This is a genomic window from Kosakonia sp. MUSA4 (assembly GCF_013085925.1).
Lineage (GTDB): Bacteria > Pseudomonadota > Gammaproteobacteria > Enterobacterales > Enterobacteriaceae > Kosakonia > Kosakonia sacchari_B.
The window spans coordinates 1280774-1294577 of the sequence record NZ_CP025697.1; the positions used below are offsets into that span (position 1 = coordinate 1280774).

At 57.2% G+C, this 13804-nt stretch carries 12 protein-coding genes; 1 reads left to right on the forward strand and 11 read right to left on the reverse strand.

Annotated elements, in window-relative coordinates; translation table 11 throughout:
• Positions 1–211: 211 nt before the first annotated feature.
• Positions 212–1108 (forward strand): LysR family transcriptional regulator, encoded by an 897-nt coding sequence (locus C0557_RS06100; RefSeq protein WP_208657852.1) that lies wholly within the window; start codon positions 212–214, stop codon positions 1106–1108.
• On the opposite strand, the gene C0557_RS06105 is transcribed toward C0557_RS06100, so the two are convergent.
• The 11 genes from C0557_RS06105 to C0557_RS06155 all read right to left on the reverse strand — a co-directional run bounded on the left by C0557_RS06105 (position 1077) and on the right by C0557_RS06155 (position 13343).
• A complete protein-coding gene (locus tag C0557_RS06105) occupies positions 1077–1484 on the reverse strand; it encodes a helix-turn-helix domain-containing protein (RefSeq protein ID WP_208657853.1) in 408 nt (135 codons plus the stop codon). The two genes, C0557_RS06100 and C0557_RS06105, sit on opposite strands and share 32 nt — an antisense overlap.
• Before the next feature lie 138 nt (positions 1485–1622).
• Entirely contained in the window at positions 1623–2858 is a 1236-nt protein-coding gene (locus C0557_RS06110) for an EAL and HDOD domain-containing protein (RefSeq protein ID WP_208657854.1), read from the reverse strand.
• Between the two features lie 282 nt (positions 2859–3140).
• On the reverse strand, positions 3141–4427 hold the full coding sequence (locus tag C0557_RS06115) for a Zn-dependent hydrolase (RefSeq protein ID WP_208657855.1): 1287 nt from the start codon (positions 4425–4427) through the stop codon (positions 3141–3143).
• Positions 4428–4442: 15 nt separating this feature from the next.
• Positions 4443–5891: a dihydropyrimidinase gene (hydA, locus tag C0557_RS06120; protein WP_208657856.1), complete on the reverse strand. Its 1449-nt coding sequence runs from the start codon at positions 5889–5891 to the stop codon at positions 4443–4445.
• Positions 5892–5916: 25 nt separating this feature from the next.
• Positions 5917–7221 carry an NAD-dependent dihydropyrimidine dehydrogenase subunit PreA gene (gene preA, locus C0557_RS06125; RefSeq protein ID WP_208657857.1) on the reverse strand — a complete coding sequence of 435 codons (1305 nt, stop codon included), beginning with the start codon at positions 7219–7221 and terminating at the stop codon, positions 5917–5919.
• Positions 7214–8608, reverse strand: a complete 1395-nt coding sequence (locus tag C0557_RS06130; RefSeq protein WP_253073787.1) for an NAD(P)-dependent oxidoreductase — start codon at positions 8606–8608, stop codon at positions 7214–7216. Before C0557_RS06130 ends, preA begins: the two co-directional genes overlap by 8 nt.
• Positions 8609–8811: 203 nt before the next feature.
• Positions 8812–9459 carry a TetR family transcriptional regulator C-terminal domain-containing protein gene (locus C0557_RS06135; protein WP_074776798.1) on the reverse strand — a complete coding sequence of 216 codons (648 nt, stop codon included), beginning with the start codon at positions 9457–9459 and terminating at the stop codon, positions 8812–8814.
• Between the two features lie 41 nt (positions 9460–9500).
• Positions 9501–10514, reverse strand: coding sequence for an ABC transporter substrate-binding protein (locus tag C0557_RS06140; RefSeq protein WP_208657858.1), 1014 nt, complete (start codon positions 10512–10514; stop codon positions 9501–9503).
• 42 nt (positions 10515–10556) lie between these two features.
• Positions 10557–11636, reverse strand: a complete 1080-nt coding sequence (locus C0557_RS06145) for an ABC transporter permease (protein WP_253073788.1) — start codon at positions 11634–11636, stop codon at positions 10557–10559.
• Positions 11633–12514, reverse strand: a complete 882-nt coding sequence (locus tag C0557_RS06150) for an ABC transporter permease (RefSeq protein WP_074776800.1) — start codon at positions 12512–12514, stop codon at positions 11633–11635. Before C0557_RS06150 ends, C0557_RS06145 begins: the two co-directional genes overlap by 4 nt.
• On the reverse strand, positions 12504–13343 hold the full coding sequence (locus C0557_RS06155) for an ABC transporter ATP-binding protein (protein ID WP_208657859.1): 840 nt from the start codon (positions 13341–13343) through the stop codon (positions 12504–12506). The genes C0557_RS06150 and C0557_RS06155 overlap by 11 nt, the downstream gene beginning before the upstream one ends.
• Between the last annotated feature and the right edge of the window lie 461 nt (positions 13344–13804).

Here is a 13804-nt window from a genome sequence, read left to right on the forward strand (position 1 = left end):
GAAATAATAGATGTAAGAAAATGAAATCTAACAGTAAGCTGACAGCGTGATGACATTGCGGTTAGCTGTGCACGCAATATTTCAATTGGTAAGAATAATAGCTTGAAGTGTTAACTCCCTTGTCGAAATATCAGCGTATGCTGACGCCGGGAGTTGCCTGAAAAGGATTTCTGCACATAAAAATTAACGTTGGGAATAGCGCATAAAATCAATGCTACGAGAGAATATTGTCAATCTATTATCCTTTATTGAAGTGGCTCGTGAGTGCAGTTTTACGAAAGCGGCGGCAAGACTCGGCGTTACCCAATCGACGTTAAGTCATTCGGTGAAAACGCTGGAGGAGCGTCTGGGGGTGAAGTTGCTGATCCGCACCACGCGTAATGTCGCGCCAACGGAAGCTGGCGAACAGTTGCTGAATATCCTTGTTCCGCGTCTGGGGGAAATTGATGAAAAGATCAACGATTTAGCGAGTAATAACAGTTTGCCGGTGGGGAATATTCGCATTGCCACCAGCGAACATGCTGCGGACGCTTATTTATGGCCAAAGGTAAAAGAATTTCTGGCGGCCTGGCCAAAAATTAATGTCGAACTGTTTATCGACAATGGTTTTAATAATATTGTCGCTGAACGTTTTGATGCTGGCGTCAGGCTGGGAGAATTCATTGAAAAAGATATGGTTGCGGTACGCATCAGCCCTGATTTTCGTATGAAGGTCGTTGGTTCTGCCGACTATTTTTCACAGCATTCCGCGCCTGTGACACCGGATGATTTATATCAGCACGAGTGTATTAATTTTCGCCTCTCGACGAGCGGAGGTATCTATTGCTGGGAATTTGCCAGGGCCGGGCAGGAAATAAAAGTTAAAGTGAAAGGGCGGTTTATTGTCAATACCGTGAGGCAGTGCGTTGAAGCGGCAAGCGCCGGTCTTGGTCTGGCTTATGTACCTGAGGATCTGGTTAACGATGCGCTGGCATCCGGCGAATTGGTACAGGTGTTAGAGGAGTGGTGCCCGGTTATTCCCGGTTATTTTCTCTATTACCCGAACCGGCAACAGCACAGTAATGCCTTCCATTTATTTATTGAAGCCGTGCGTCGCCATCCGCTTTGAAAAAACCTTCCCGACAATAAAGTTTAAGCACCATCTCATTCGGGATCATATAACCTTTTCCCGCCACCCGCAGTATAAAATCTTCTGGTAAATCAAATTGCTCCAGCTTGCGCTTCAGGTTATTCATTACCTGCCACAAACGCTGGCTGGAGCAGCGCAGGCCGTGGTTTTCCCACACCTGAACCTGCAATGCTTTATCCGCCACCACGGTGCCAACCGCATGACTTAACAGGTAGGTCAGCAAATTAGCCATTGTTAGCCGTAAACTGACGTTGCCTTCCGCAGAACCATAGCGGATAAGGCTTTTTTTTAACGGTAAAAATTCTATGTCGCTATTTTTACCCAGGCGATAGCCATAAACAGTGAGTTTTTCCATCGTTTTAATCCAGAAGCACAGGGAAGAGGATGAAAAGCGCAAAGCGCCTCTTTTCCGTCTTCTCTGAAAAGGCGGCCGCCGGAGGGAAAAACTTAAATTGTGGCGTAAAAAAACTTTCGTCTCTGTGCGGGTTTTGCCTCAGAGGCTGTCAGAAGGAATATCGTTGGTCCATTTGGTTGCCGCTTTAATCAGCTCCGCAATCATGCTGCGGTTGAAACCCAGGCGGTGACCAAGGGCGCTGACCTCTTCCCACTGGTGCTGTTCGTAGAGTTCGATCAGGCGCAGGTAAGGATACAATGTGCCTTTCTTTTCCCGCAGCGCCAGCATGACGTTGGCGGAAATATCGATCTGGCTTATCAGATCTGCCATCGGCATTTCAAAAATGCTGTCGAGTTGTGAGAAGAGGCCGACGATAAACGCATCGTCTGCGGAGTGGCGGCTGATCGAGTGCGCCGAGGCCAGTTCGCAAAACTTGGCGCGAATCAGGCTCTGGCGATAAATATCATCGGTCTCGTCTTTATTGACCGATGTCAGGCAGGAGACCAGCACGAAGCGGCGCAGCTCATTGGTGCCGAGATAAAAAATAATGTCTTTTAACGACTGGCTGCGAATATGTTTAATGCCGCGGGCGTTAAAGACAATATTTTGCGCATAACGCATGATTTTGAACGATAGCGCCAGATCCTGCTTCAACAACGCTTCGATCTTATTGAAATCCGGCGAATCGGTATTCACCTCTTTCATCAGTTTCAGGGTGATGGCCTGATTTTGAATCAGCTTGTTGCCGGAGTGGATCACCGGCCTGCTGAAAAAATGGCCCTGAAACAGCGTGCAGCCCATATTTTTAAAGCACTCATACTCTTCCTGCGTTTCGACTTTTTCCGCCAGAAACACCGTATCTTTTAGTAAGGCACCTTTGTCTTTGATATAGCCGCTTATTTCTTCCGGCGTGTTTACCCGCACATCGAATTTAATGATGCTGATATAGGGGAGAAAGGCATTCCAGCCATCGCCAAGTTCGAAGTCGTCCAGCGCAATGCGAAAGCCGTGCGCAGAGAGCTGTTTTACCGTGTGCAGCAGCAGCGGCGTCGGTTTGGCCGTTTCTAGAATTTCCACAATCACTCTATCTTTCGGCAACGTTTCCGCCATGCCCTGCACCAGCAATTCGTAGGGGAAATTGACGAAAATAGCGCTGTACTCTTTCAGACGGCCCAGCGGCGCGCCGAGAAATTGTTCCACAATAATTTGAGCAGTCGCGTACTCCGGCGTTACATCGGGAAACCGGTTCGTCATACTGTCTCTGAACAACAACTCGTAACCGACTGTGTTCATATTTGCATCAAAAATCGCCTGGCGGGCGACAAAAGAGAACATGCGAAACTCCACTTACAGATGCCTGCAAATCTTTTAAAAGTCGGTAATGCGCGAGTTTGACCTGGTCAATCCCCGCCATTTTTCCGCAGGGTAAAATGGAAGCCTGGACGAAAACGGAAAAGACGCAAGTCGGAGCTGGGGAAGGCAGTGTCTTTTGTAAACTTCTGAGGAATTTAAGTCAAATTCAGAATGGCAGAATCATACAGTATTGCGATATTTATCGGCAACTGAGGCAAGAAAATAACCCGACGGCAGACAATCGGGCTATTTCCCTTGCTGACATCAGTTATTGCGCGCCACCACTCCGGCTTTTTCCAGCATCGCATGCAATAACACATTGGCACCGGCGCTCACCTGTTCTGGCGACGAATACTCAATTTCGTTATGGCTGATGCCGTCTTTGCAGGGAATAAAGATCATTCCGGTCGGTGCCAGCATGCTCATATATACGGCGTCATGTCCGGCGCCGGAAACAATATCCATATGAGAATAACCTAATTGCTGCGCCGCCCGGCGTACAGCCTCCTTGCAATCGGCATGGAAGGGCGCAGCCGGGTACTGCGATACCTGGCGCAAAGCGATATCCAGCCCGGTTTTCTGCGCCGTTTGCTGGATCACGGCTTTCAGCGCCGCATCCATCTTATCGACCTCGGCATCGGTCATATTGCGAAAATCGATGGAGAAGGTAACGCTGCCCGGCACCACGTTACGGCTGTTAGGATGCACCTGCACCATGCCCACCGTTCCGCGCCCGTGCGGGGCAAACTGGTGAGCGATGGCGATCACCTCCTGCATCAGGCCAGTTGCCACTTGCAGCGCATCTTTGCGCATCGCCATTGGCGTTGGGCCAGCGTGCGACTCCATCCCCGTGACCGTGCAATCGTACCAGCGGATCCCCAGCACCGCCTGCACCACGCCGATGGCGACATCCTGCTCTTCCAGAATCGGCCCCTGCTCAATATGCGCTTCAAAATAGGCACCAATCGGATGCTGGCCTGGCGTATGCTCGCCCGCATAGCCAATGTTGAACAGCTCATCGCGTACCGTTTTGCCTGCGGTATCGGTCGCCGCATAGGCCTGCTCCAGCGGAAAAATCCCGGCAAAGACGCCAGAACCCATCATCACCGGAACAAAGCGCGAACCCTCTTCGTTAGTCCAGAACACCATCTCGACGGGGGCGTCGGTTTCAATGCCGTTGTCGTTGAGCGTGCGGATCACTTCCAGCGCGGATAACACGCCAAAGTTACCGTCGAATTTGCCGCCGGTCGGCTGGGTATCGATATGGCTCCCGGCGACGATGGGCGGCAGGCTGTTATTCCGCCCGGCGCGGCGCATAAAGACATTGCCGATTTGGTCTATTTCCACCGACAGCCCGGCCGCTTTGCCCCAGCCGACCACCAAATCGCGCCCCTGGCGATCAAGGTCGGTGAGCGTCAGGCGACAACAACCGCCTTTCGGCGTCGCACCGATTTGCGCCAGATCCATCAGCGACTGCCACAGGCGCTGGCCATTAATACGCAGGTCGCCCGTCGCAACCACGGCGTCCGGCGCGGAGATCGTTTCACTCATCTTTTTTCTCCCCAATTAACGTTGCACGGCCTGCGGCGCGCGATGGCGCTCCCAGACCGCGGCGGCGCTGAAATCCGGTCCGAAGGCCGGGCGTTTGATATAGCGTCCTGCGCCTTCACGCGCGCGCAGTTCACCGTCAGCCCAGACCACCACGCCCTGGCTGAGGGTATAGGCCGGGACGCCGGTAACGACGCGGCCCTCGAAAATATTAAAGTCGTTGCGTGAATGATGGGTCGCAGCGGACAGCACCTTGCTGCCCTGCGGGTCCCACAGCACCAGATCGGCATCCGCGCCGGGCGTGACCACGCCTTTACGCGGGTAGAGGTTAAAGAGCCGCGCGGTATTGGCAGAGGTGATGGCGACAAACTCACTCGGCGTCAGACGGCCACTGTTAACGCCTGCATCCCATAGCACCATCATCCGTTCCTCCACGCCGCCGCAGCCGTTCGGGATTTTGGTGAAATTATCCCGTCCGGCGGCTTTCTGGCTGGCGCAGAAGGTACAGTGATCGGTGGCGGTGGTATGAAGCTGACCGGACTGCAAACCGTGCCACAGCGCAGCCTGGTGCGATTTATCGCGAAACGGCGGGCTCATGACATGGGGGGCAGCGAAGGCGAAATCGGGGTGACGGTAAACGCTGTCATCCACCACCAGATGGCCCGCCAGTACTTCGCCGTAAACGCGCTGACCGCGGCTACGCGCGCGGGCAATCGCTTCTGCTGATTCCCGGCAGGAGACATGCACGACATAAATTGGCACGCCCATAATGCTGGCGACGGTGATCGCGCGGTTGGCGGCTTCGCCTTCCACTTCCGGCGGTCGCGAGAGGGGATGCGCCTCCGGGCCGGTGATCCCTTGTTTCAGCATCTCCTGTTGCAGCAGATACACCATCTCGCCATTTTCCGCATGCACCGTGGGCATGGCGCCTAACTCCAGGCAGCGGCGGAAACTGTTCATTAGCGTTTCGTCGTCGCACATGATGGCGTTTTTGTAGGCCATAAAGTGTTTAAAACTGTTCACCCCTTCCTGCTGTACAAGCTGCCCCATATCCTCGCGCACGCTCTCATCCCACCAGGTAATGGCGACGTGGAAGCTGTAGTCGGCGGCGGCTTTTTCTGCCCAACCGCGCCACTGCTGATACGCCTCCATCAGCGGTTGCTGCGGATTGGGGATAACAAAATCGATAATCGTCGTGGTGCCGCCCGCCAGCGCGGCGGCGGTGCCGCTGTAGAAATCATCGACCGTCGTCGTGCCCATAAACGGGAAATTCATATGGGTATGCGGATCGATGCCGCCGGGCATCACATACAGGCCTCCGGCATCCACGACTTCCGTGTGTGCCGGAAGATCCCACAGTGAGGCGTCGCCGACGGCGGCGATCAGGCCATCAACGCACAACACATCGGCGCGGCGCTGGCAGTCCGCATTGACCACCGTGCCGCCTTTAATCAACACATTACGCATGCTCTTCTCCTGTGCCTGACCCGGTTTACGCCGTGGTCGCCATCGGGTTATTGGGGTGGGTTGTCCAGTTGGCGTACTGGTCGGAAACCACGTTTCCGGTGCGTTTATCGACTTCGCCGGGTTGCAGGTGACGCAGCGAAATACAGTTTTCTACCGGGCAAACCGAGGCGCAGAGGTTGCAGCCAACGCAATCTTCCTCGCGTACGGCAAAGTGGCGCTCGCCCATCAGGCTGGTGGAGATCGCCTGGTGCGAGGTGTCTTCGCATACCAGGTGGCAGCGCCCGCACTTGATGCAGCTTGTCTGGTCGATGACCGCTTTTTCGACGTGATTGAGGTTGAGGTAGCGCCAGTCGGTCACGCTGCCCAGCGCCATGCCGCGAAAATCCTCCAGCGTGCGAAACCCTTTCTCATCCATGTAGTTTTCCAGCCCGCTTACCATGTCGCGCACAATCTGGAAGCCGTGCACCATTACTGCCGTACAGACCTGGACGGTGCCGCAGCCCAGCGCGATAAATTCGGCGGCATCGCGCCAGGTGGAGATACCGCCAATGCCGGAGATCGGTAAACCGCGCGTTGGCGCGTCGCGGCCAATTTCCGCCACCATATTCAGCGCAATGGGTTTCACCGCCGGGCCGCAGTAGCCGCCGTGGGAACCCTGATTGCCGGTGTGCGGCGTCATCAGCATCTGGTCGAGATCAACGCCCATCACCGAACTGATGGTGTTAATCAGCGAAACGGCATCCGCGCCGCCCGCTTTTGCCGCCCGCGCCGGGTAGCGAATATCGGTGATGTTCGGCGTCAGTTTGACGATCACCGGCAGGCGGCAATACTGTTTGCACCAGCGGGTGACCATTTCGATATACTCCGGCACCTGGCCGACTGCCGCGCCCATGCCGCGTTCGCTCATGCCGTGCGGGCAACCGAAGTTCAGCTCAATGCCGTCTGCGCCGGTGGCTTCCACCTGCGGCAGGATCCATTTCCACGCCTCTTCCTCACAGGGCACCATAATCGATACCACCACCGCCCGATCCGGCCAGCGCTGCTTAATCCGCGCGATCTCTGCAAGATTGGTCTCCAGCGAGCGGTCGGTGATCAGCTCAATATTGTTCAGCCCAAGAATACGGCGATCCGCGCCGCGCAGAGTGCTGTAGCGCGGCCCGCAGACATTGACGACGTGCGGATCTATACCCAGCGTTTTCCACACCACGCCGCCCCAGCCGGCCTGGAACGCGCGTTCGACGTTGTACTCTTTATCGGTCGGCGGCGCCGAAGCCAGCCAGAACGGGTTGGGGCTGTGAATGCCGAGAAAATTACTGTGCAGATCAGCCATGAGAAGGCTCCTGGAAAAAGGTGGCATTGGCGGCATCGGCCTGCGAAATGGCGAGTGCCAGCAGGATGGAGCGGGCGGCGGCTTTGCCCTGTTTAACCGCATCGACGGTGAGATCCAGCCCGTCTGCGCAGCAGTCGCCGCCGGCCCAGACGCCGGGCAGGGAGGTGCGTCCTTCCTCATCAACGGCGATGCGCCCGCCGCTTAACGCCACGCCCTGCGCCGGGCGCGGATCGTAGGTTTGCCCAATCGCTTTCAGCACCATATCCGCCGCCAGCGTGAAGGTTTCACCGCCAGGCGTCAGCCCGGCGTCGGTCTGTTGCATCAGGGAAAAGGTCACGCCGGTTAAGTGGTTATCCTGCTGTTCAAAGCGCAGCGGCGCGGCGAGAAAGCGCAATGTGACGCCGCACGCTTTTGCCCACTGCTGCTCTTTCAGGGAGGCTTTCATCTGGCTTTCGCCACGGCGGTAAACCAGGGTGACTTCGCGCGCGCCAAGCTTTTTCGCCTGTACGGCAGCATCCACCGCGGTCATCCCGCCGCCAATCACCACCACATTGCGGCCCACCGGCATCTGGCTGAGATCGGCGCACTGGCGCAGCTCGGCAATAAACTCAACGGCTTCGCGCACGCCGAACGGCTCTGGCGTGTCGCTGTCGAGCGCATTCACGCCTGCTAAACCGGGGCCAAGGAATACCGCGTCATACTCTGCGCGCAGTTGCGCCAGCGTGAAGTGCTGGCCCAGCGTTTTGCTGCAATGCAGGGTGATGCCGCCCACCGACAGCAGCCACGCCACTTCCTGCGCCGGAAAATCCCCGGTCACTTTGTAACGGGCCAGGCCGTATTCGTTCAGGCCACCGGCTTTCGCACGGGCATCAAACAGGTCAATCTCATGCCCGGCAAGCGCCAGCGCATGTGCCACGGTTAGCCCGGCAGGCCCGGCGCCGACAATCGCCACGCGTTTGCCGCTGCTGGCGGCGCGGCTAAACAGCGGTTTGCCGGGAGCGGCGAAAAAGCGATCGGTGGCGTAGCGCTGCAAACGGGCGATATCCAGCGGACGGCCATCCTGCGCATTGCGCACGCAGGCCTGTTCGCAGAGGGTTTCAGTCGGGCAGACGCGAGCGCAGGTGCCGCCAAGAATATTGGCCCGCAGGATCACTTCCGCCGCGCCGCGATCGTTACTCTGCGCAATGCGCTGAATAAAGCTCGGTACATCGATCTCCGCCGGGCAGGCGCGGGTGCAGGGGGCATCAAAGCAGTAGTAGCAGCGTTCCGCTTCCAGCACCGCCTGAGTGGAAGAGATCGCGGGGTCGCCATCGCTGAACGCACGGGCATACTCCGCGGGCGTCAGCCGACCGGGGCAGATCCCCGGCGTATCGAGTGTGTTCATCATGCCTCCTGAATAATCCTGACCAGATGGTTAAGTTTTCACAAATAGCCATGCGATTTGTGTGCCATCTTGGCGCGAATGGCGGCAGGGCAGGAGAAATCAGCGGTTCAGGGATCTTCAGGATCGATTGCACTAAAATGATCGTCGCATTTTGGTGCATTTCGCACCAAATTTGCCGATTATTGCTGCATTTAGCAGCAAGAAGGTTATTCCAGCCCGCAGATACGCCAGACGGCGCTCAGCACATGCTGCGTGGCGCGCGCCTGCATTGTGTCGCTGTGGGCATCTTCGCCGCAGACGGCTTCCACCTGGATATCGAAATCGGCATAGGTTTGCGTCATCGACCAGACGGTAAAGAAGAAGTGCGTGGTATCCAGCGCGCGCATTTTACCGGCGGCAATCCAGCCATCGAGGATGCGCGCTTTCTCTTCCACCAGTTGGCGCAGTTCGCTTTTCAGTAACGGATGCACAACCTGCGCGCCTTGCAGGATCTCGTTGGCAAAGAGTTTGGAGGCTTCCGGGCGGCTGAAACTGAAGTGGATTTTGCGCCCGACATACTCCGCCAGCGCGCTTTTCGGCTCGGCGCTGGCGCAGATCCCCTCCAGCGGCGACAACCAGTCGTGGAGAATGTTTTCCAGCACCCGCAGGTAGAGATTGTGTTTGTTGCCAAAGTAGTAGTGCAGATTGGCTTTCGGCAGGCCTGCGGCGTCGGCAATCTGTTGCATCGTCGCGCCGCGAAAGCCGTAGCGGGCAAACACGCGCTCCGCCGCTGGCAGGATAATGGCCTCGTTATCCTGACGAATGCGTCCCTTATCGGGTGACTCCACCACGCCGTGGAGAAGAACCTCATTCATAGTGTGCTCCGTGAGAAAACCGCCCTCCCTGGCGGCGGGGGTTATTTCAGTTTGGCGGCGGCGTCCCAGACTTCGTGCGTCATACCGCTGTCACCCGGATCTTTCTTGATAACCGGTGTATCGCCGCCGCTGTGCAGCAACACGTCGATAGTGCGGCGGTACGCGGCCGGATCGAGATAGCCGATTTTCGGCGTATTGGCGTTGGTGATAAGCTTCGCCACGTTCTCCATCTGGCGAGTTTGCACCTCTTCCGTGGCAGCGCCGGAGGCATCTTCTGCCACCACGATTTTCGCCGCTTCATCCGGGTGTTTCACCGCGTAATCCCAGCCTTTAAACGACGCTTTGAGGAATTTCGCCATTTTGCTGACAAAGGCCGGATCTTTCAGATCGGAGCCAAGAACATACAGCCCATCTTCCAGCGTGGAAACGCCCTGATCCTCATACGGGAAGGTGATTAAGTCGTCCTGCTTCAGCCCGGCATCGATCAACTGCCAGTATTCGTTGTAGTTCATGGTCGAAATACAGGCGGCCTGATCCTGCAACAGCGGATCAACGTTAAAGCCCTGTTTTAAAATGGTGATGTCTTTACCCGGTTTGAGGCCCAGCTTGTTCATCCAGTTAAAGAACGGATATTCGTTGCCGCCGTACCAGACGCCAAGGGTTTTGCCTTTGAAATCGGCCGGGGTTTTGATGCCGCTCGATTTTTTACAGGTCAGCATCATCCCGGAACGATCGTACACCTGGGCGATATTCACCAGCGGCACGCCCGCTTCGCGCGAGGCCAGCGCATCCGGCAGCCAGTCGACAATCACATCGGCGGATTTACCGGCAATCACCTGCACCGGGGAGATATCGGTGCCACCGGGTTTAATGGTGACATCCAGCCCTTCATCCTGATAAAACCCTTTTTGCTGCGCCACGTAGTAACCGGCGAACTGCGATTGCGGCAGCCACTTCAGTTGCAGTGTGACTTTCTCGGCAGCGGACGCCTGAAAGGCCAGTACAGACATTGCCGCCAGCAACAAACCCCGGCGCAAAGCGAAACTTTTTATCATTAGAGAACTCCTCGGGTTAGTGAGCCTACTTCGATTAATGTTTTACTTCTGAGTGGCGCTCCCACGTAGCGTGGGGTGCCAGAAATTCACGCGCCGGTCGAGCTGAACCAGCAGGCTGTAGAACAGGGAACCGGCGATCGAGGCGACAACAATCGCCGACCACACCACCGGCATATGCATGCGCGCCGATTCGGTGGAGATGCGAAAGCCCAGTCCGGCGGTCGGCGAACCGAAAAATTCCGCCACAATCGCGGTGATAAGCGACAGCGTGGCATTCACTTTCAGGGCGCTGAAAATAAACGGCATCGCGGCAGGCAGACGCAGCACCCGCAGGCTTTGTCCTGGCGTGGCGGCGTAGCAATACATCAGTTCCTGCTCCAGCTTGCCGCTGGCTTTTAACCCGGCCAGCGTATTGACCAGCGCCGGGAAGAAGGTCACCAGCGTGACCACCGCGGCTTTGGAGGGCCAGTCAAAGCCAAACCACATCACGGCAATCGGTGCGACGCCGACCAGCGGAACGGTGCTGGTGAGGCTGGCCACCGGCAGTAATCCGCGTTGTAAAAACGGCAAGCGATCAATAAGAATCGCCACGCCAATCCCCAGCCCGCTGCCGAGCAGATAACCTGCCAGCACGGATTTGATCACCGTTTGCAGCACATCGCCCGCCAGCAGCGGCACGCTATTGACCAGCGCGGCAAGAATGTCCAGCGGCGCAGGCAGGATCACCTGGGGCACGGCGAAACCGGTCACCAGAATTTGCCAGAACCACAACAGCCACAGGCCGAGCAGTGCCGCGACGCTGGCGGCCGGAAGCATTGAACGCGCCAGACGTTGCACGCTGACCATCGCCAGCAGCGCCACGGCGCCCAGCGTCAGACCGTGAATCGGCTGCCACGCCAGCCACAGTACGCTCGCCAGCAACGTGACGGCGAACAGAGTGCCGCGCAGACGGCTGAAGGCGGCGGTGCAGCCTGCCAGCGCGCACAGCACCAGCAGGACATTGACCAGCAACAGCGGAGCCGGTAGCGGCGTTTGCCCGCTCAACTGGATCAGCGACAGCATCAACAGCAGCAGTGCGCCGACCAGCAAAAACGTGCCAGGTATCGCAGTGCGTTTCATCATCCCCCCTTACGCTGGCGCATCACCAGCCGTTCCGTGAGTGTGACCAGCCCGGTTAACACCAGCCCAAGCAGCGAGGCCATTACCAGCGCTGACCAGATTTGAATAGTGTTGCCATAGTAGGAGCCGGTCAGCAGGCGCGCGCCCAGCCCGGCCTGCGCCCCGGTGGGCAACTCGGCCACCATCGTGCCGACCAGCCCGCTGGCAATCGCCACGCGAAACGCCGGAAACAGATACGGCAGCGAAGAGGGCAGGCGCACCGTCCAGAAGATATCAACCCGCCGGGCAGCCCAGGTGTGCATCAGTTCCATCTCCATTTTTTGCGGTGAGCGCAGCCCCTGCACGGTGGCGATGGTGACCGGGAAGAAACAGAGATACATGGCGATAGTGGCTTTGGGCAGCATGCCGGTGATGCCGACGCTGCCCAGAATGATCAGCACAATCGGCGCTATCGCCAGCACCGGAATGGTTTGCGAGGCGACGATCCACGGCAGCAGGGCTTTATCCAGCGTGCGCGAATGAACAATGCACACCGCCAGCACTACGCCGAGCACTACGCCCATGGCAAAACCCGTCAGCGCTGCGCTGGCGGTGACCCAGGTATGCAACAGCAGGTTACGCGGCGAGGTGAGCGGCCACTGGGTGATGCTGTTCCAGATATCGATGGCAATCTGGTGCGGCGCGGGCAGCAGCGGACGGCTGGCATTCAGCGCCGCCTGCATCACATCGTGATAATTCCACGCGCCGCGCGGGGCCAGTACGCGGTCAATCACGCCGGGCGCATTCAGCGCCAGCGCCAGCAAATACCACAGCACCAGCGCGACCAGCAGCACCATGCCCACCGGCAGTGCGTTTGCAATAAGACGCCGCTCAGCGATCATGATGCCCCTCCACCAGCGCTTCGCGCACCTCCTGCGCCAGCGCGAGGAATGCAGGCGTATTGCGGATCGCCAAATCGCGCTGTGCCGGAAGCGGGGAGTCGATCACCTTCACGATGCGCCCCGGACGCGGCGACATCACCACGATTTTGGTCGACAGATAAACCGCTTCGGCAATGGAGTGGGTAACAAACACCATCGTGCGCTGCTCGTTGTACCACAGTTGCTGAAGCTGCTGGTTGAGGTTGTCGCGGGTCAGTTCGTCGAGCGCGCCAAAGGGTTCATCCATCATTAAAATCTTCGGCTCAAAGCCGAGCGCCCGCGCGATAGACACGCGCTGCTGCATGCCGCCCGAGAGCTGCCACGGGTACTTTTTCTCAAAACCCTTCAGGCCAACGCGTGAAAGCTGCTCACGGGCGATTTCATCGCAGCGCTCCGGCGGTACGCCCTGGATCTGCAACGGCAATTTGACGTTGGCTACCACGGTGCGCCACGGCAAAAGCACCGGCGCCTGAAAGACATAGCCGTAAGCTCCGGCCTGGCGCGCTTCTGACGGCGACATATCGTTCACCAGTACATCGCCGGAGGTAATCGGCTCAAGATCGGCAATGACCCGCAGCAGGGTGGTTTTGCCGCAGCCGGATGGCCCGATAAACGAGACAAACTCGCCCTGGCGAATCGTCAGATTAATGTCCTGTAACGCGTGTACGGGTTTATCCGCCGCCGGATAGATAACGCTGGCCTGACTGACGGTTATGGCGGGCCGCGCTGTGGCGCTGGCGCTCTTTAAGGACACCACGGCGCTCTCCTCAGCAAACATCACCTGGCTCATCCTGCTCCCCCTGTTTTTTGACTAACTGGTTAGGTTTCTTTTTCACCATGCCATTTTTGTGCCAGGGGTTAATTTCCGCATTTTTACCGCATTTGGCTGCACGATAATGAATTTTACTCATCAATTTAGTGCAGATGTCGGCGCGTTTGCTTTGTGATGGGGCAGGAAAGGGATCGGGGCGGGGAAAAGCAGCATAAACAGGCGCAGTGCGCGTGGTTAGTGACAGTTGTCGTATTTCTGCGTGCCAGTGGCGCGAAAAGAATGATCGACGTCATACATCTTTCGTGCTGTGCGCTTTACGTATTGCCAGGATTAATCCGATTGACTACTATGACTACACCCCTTACAGAGCTAACGCCACATCAATTGTGAGTGCCGGAGATAAGCGCCGGGCGGGGTAAAACCTTGCAGTACTTAGCGACACTTAAAACACCAGGCCCTGGCATCAGCCGGGGCGTTTT

Excerpts from the sequence above, each read along its gene's own strand:
- C0557_RS06100 (WP_208657852.1), top strand. The coding sequence starts at position 212 with ATGCTACGAGAGAATATTGTCAATCTATTATCCTTTATTGAAGTGGCT.
- C0557_RS06105 (WP_208657853.1), bottom strand. The coding sequence starts at position 1,484 with ATGGAAAAACTCACTGTTTATGGCTATCGCCTGGGTAAAAATAGCGAC.
- C0557_RS06110 (WP_208657854.1), bottom strand. The coding sequence starts at position 2,858 with ATGTTCTCTTTTGTCGCCCGCCAGGCGATTTTTGATGCAAATATGAAC.
- C0557_RS06115 (WP_208657855.1), bottom strand. The coding sequence starts at position 4,427 with ATGAGTGAAACGATCTCCGCGCCGGACGCCGTGGTTGCGACGGGCGAC.
- hydA (WP_208657856.1), bottom strand. The coding sequence starts at position 5,891 with ATGCGTAATGTGTTGATTAAAGGCGGCACGGTGGTCAATGCGGACTGC.
- preA (WP_208657857.1), bottom strand. The coding sequence starts at position 7,221 with ATGGCTGATCTGCACAGTAATTTTCTCGGCATTCACAGCCCCAACCCG.
- C0557_RS06130 (WP_253073787.1), bottom strand. The coding sequence starts at position 8,608 with ATGATGAACACACTCGATACGCCGGGGATCTGCCCCGGTCGGCTGACG.
- C0557_RS06135 (WP_074776798.1), bottom strand. The coding sequence starts at position 9,459 with ATGAATGAGGTTCTTCTCCACGGCGTGGTGGAGTCACCCGATAAGGGA.
- C0557_RS06140 (WP_208657858.1), bottom strand. The coding sequence starts at position 10,514 with ATGATAAAAAGTTTCGCTTTGCGCCGGGGTTTGTTGCTGGCGGCAATG.
- C0557_RS06145 (WP_253073788.1), bottom strand. The coding sequence starts at position 11,636 with ATGATGAAACGCACTGCGATACCTGGCACGTTTTTGCTGGTCGGCGCA.
- C0557_RS06150 (WP_074776800.1), bottom strand. The coding sequence starts at position 12,514 with ATGATCGCTGAGCGGCGTCTTATTGCAAACGCACTGCCGGTGGGCATG.
- C0557_RS06155 (WP_208657859.1), bottom strand. The coding sequence starts at position 13,343 with ATGAGCCAGGTGATGTTTGCTGAGGAGAGCGCCGTGGTGTCCTTAAAG.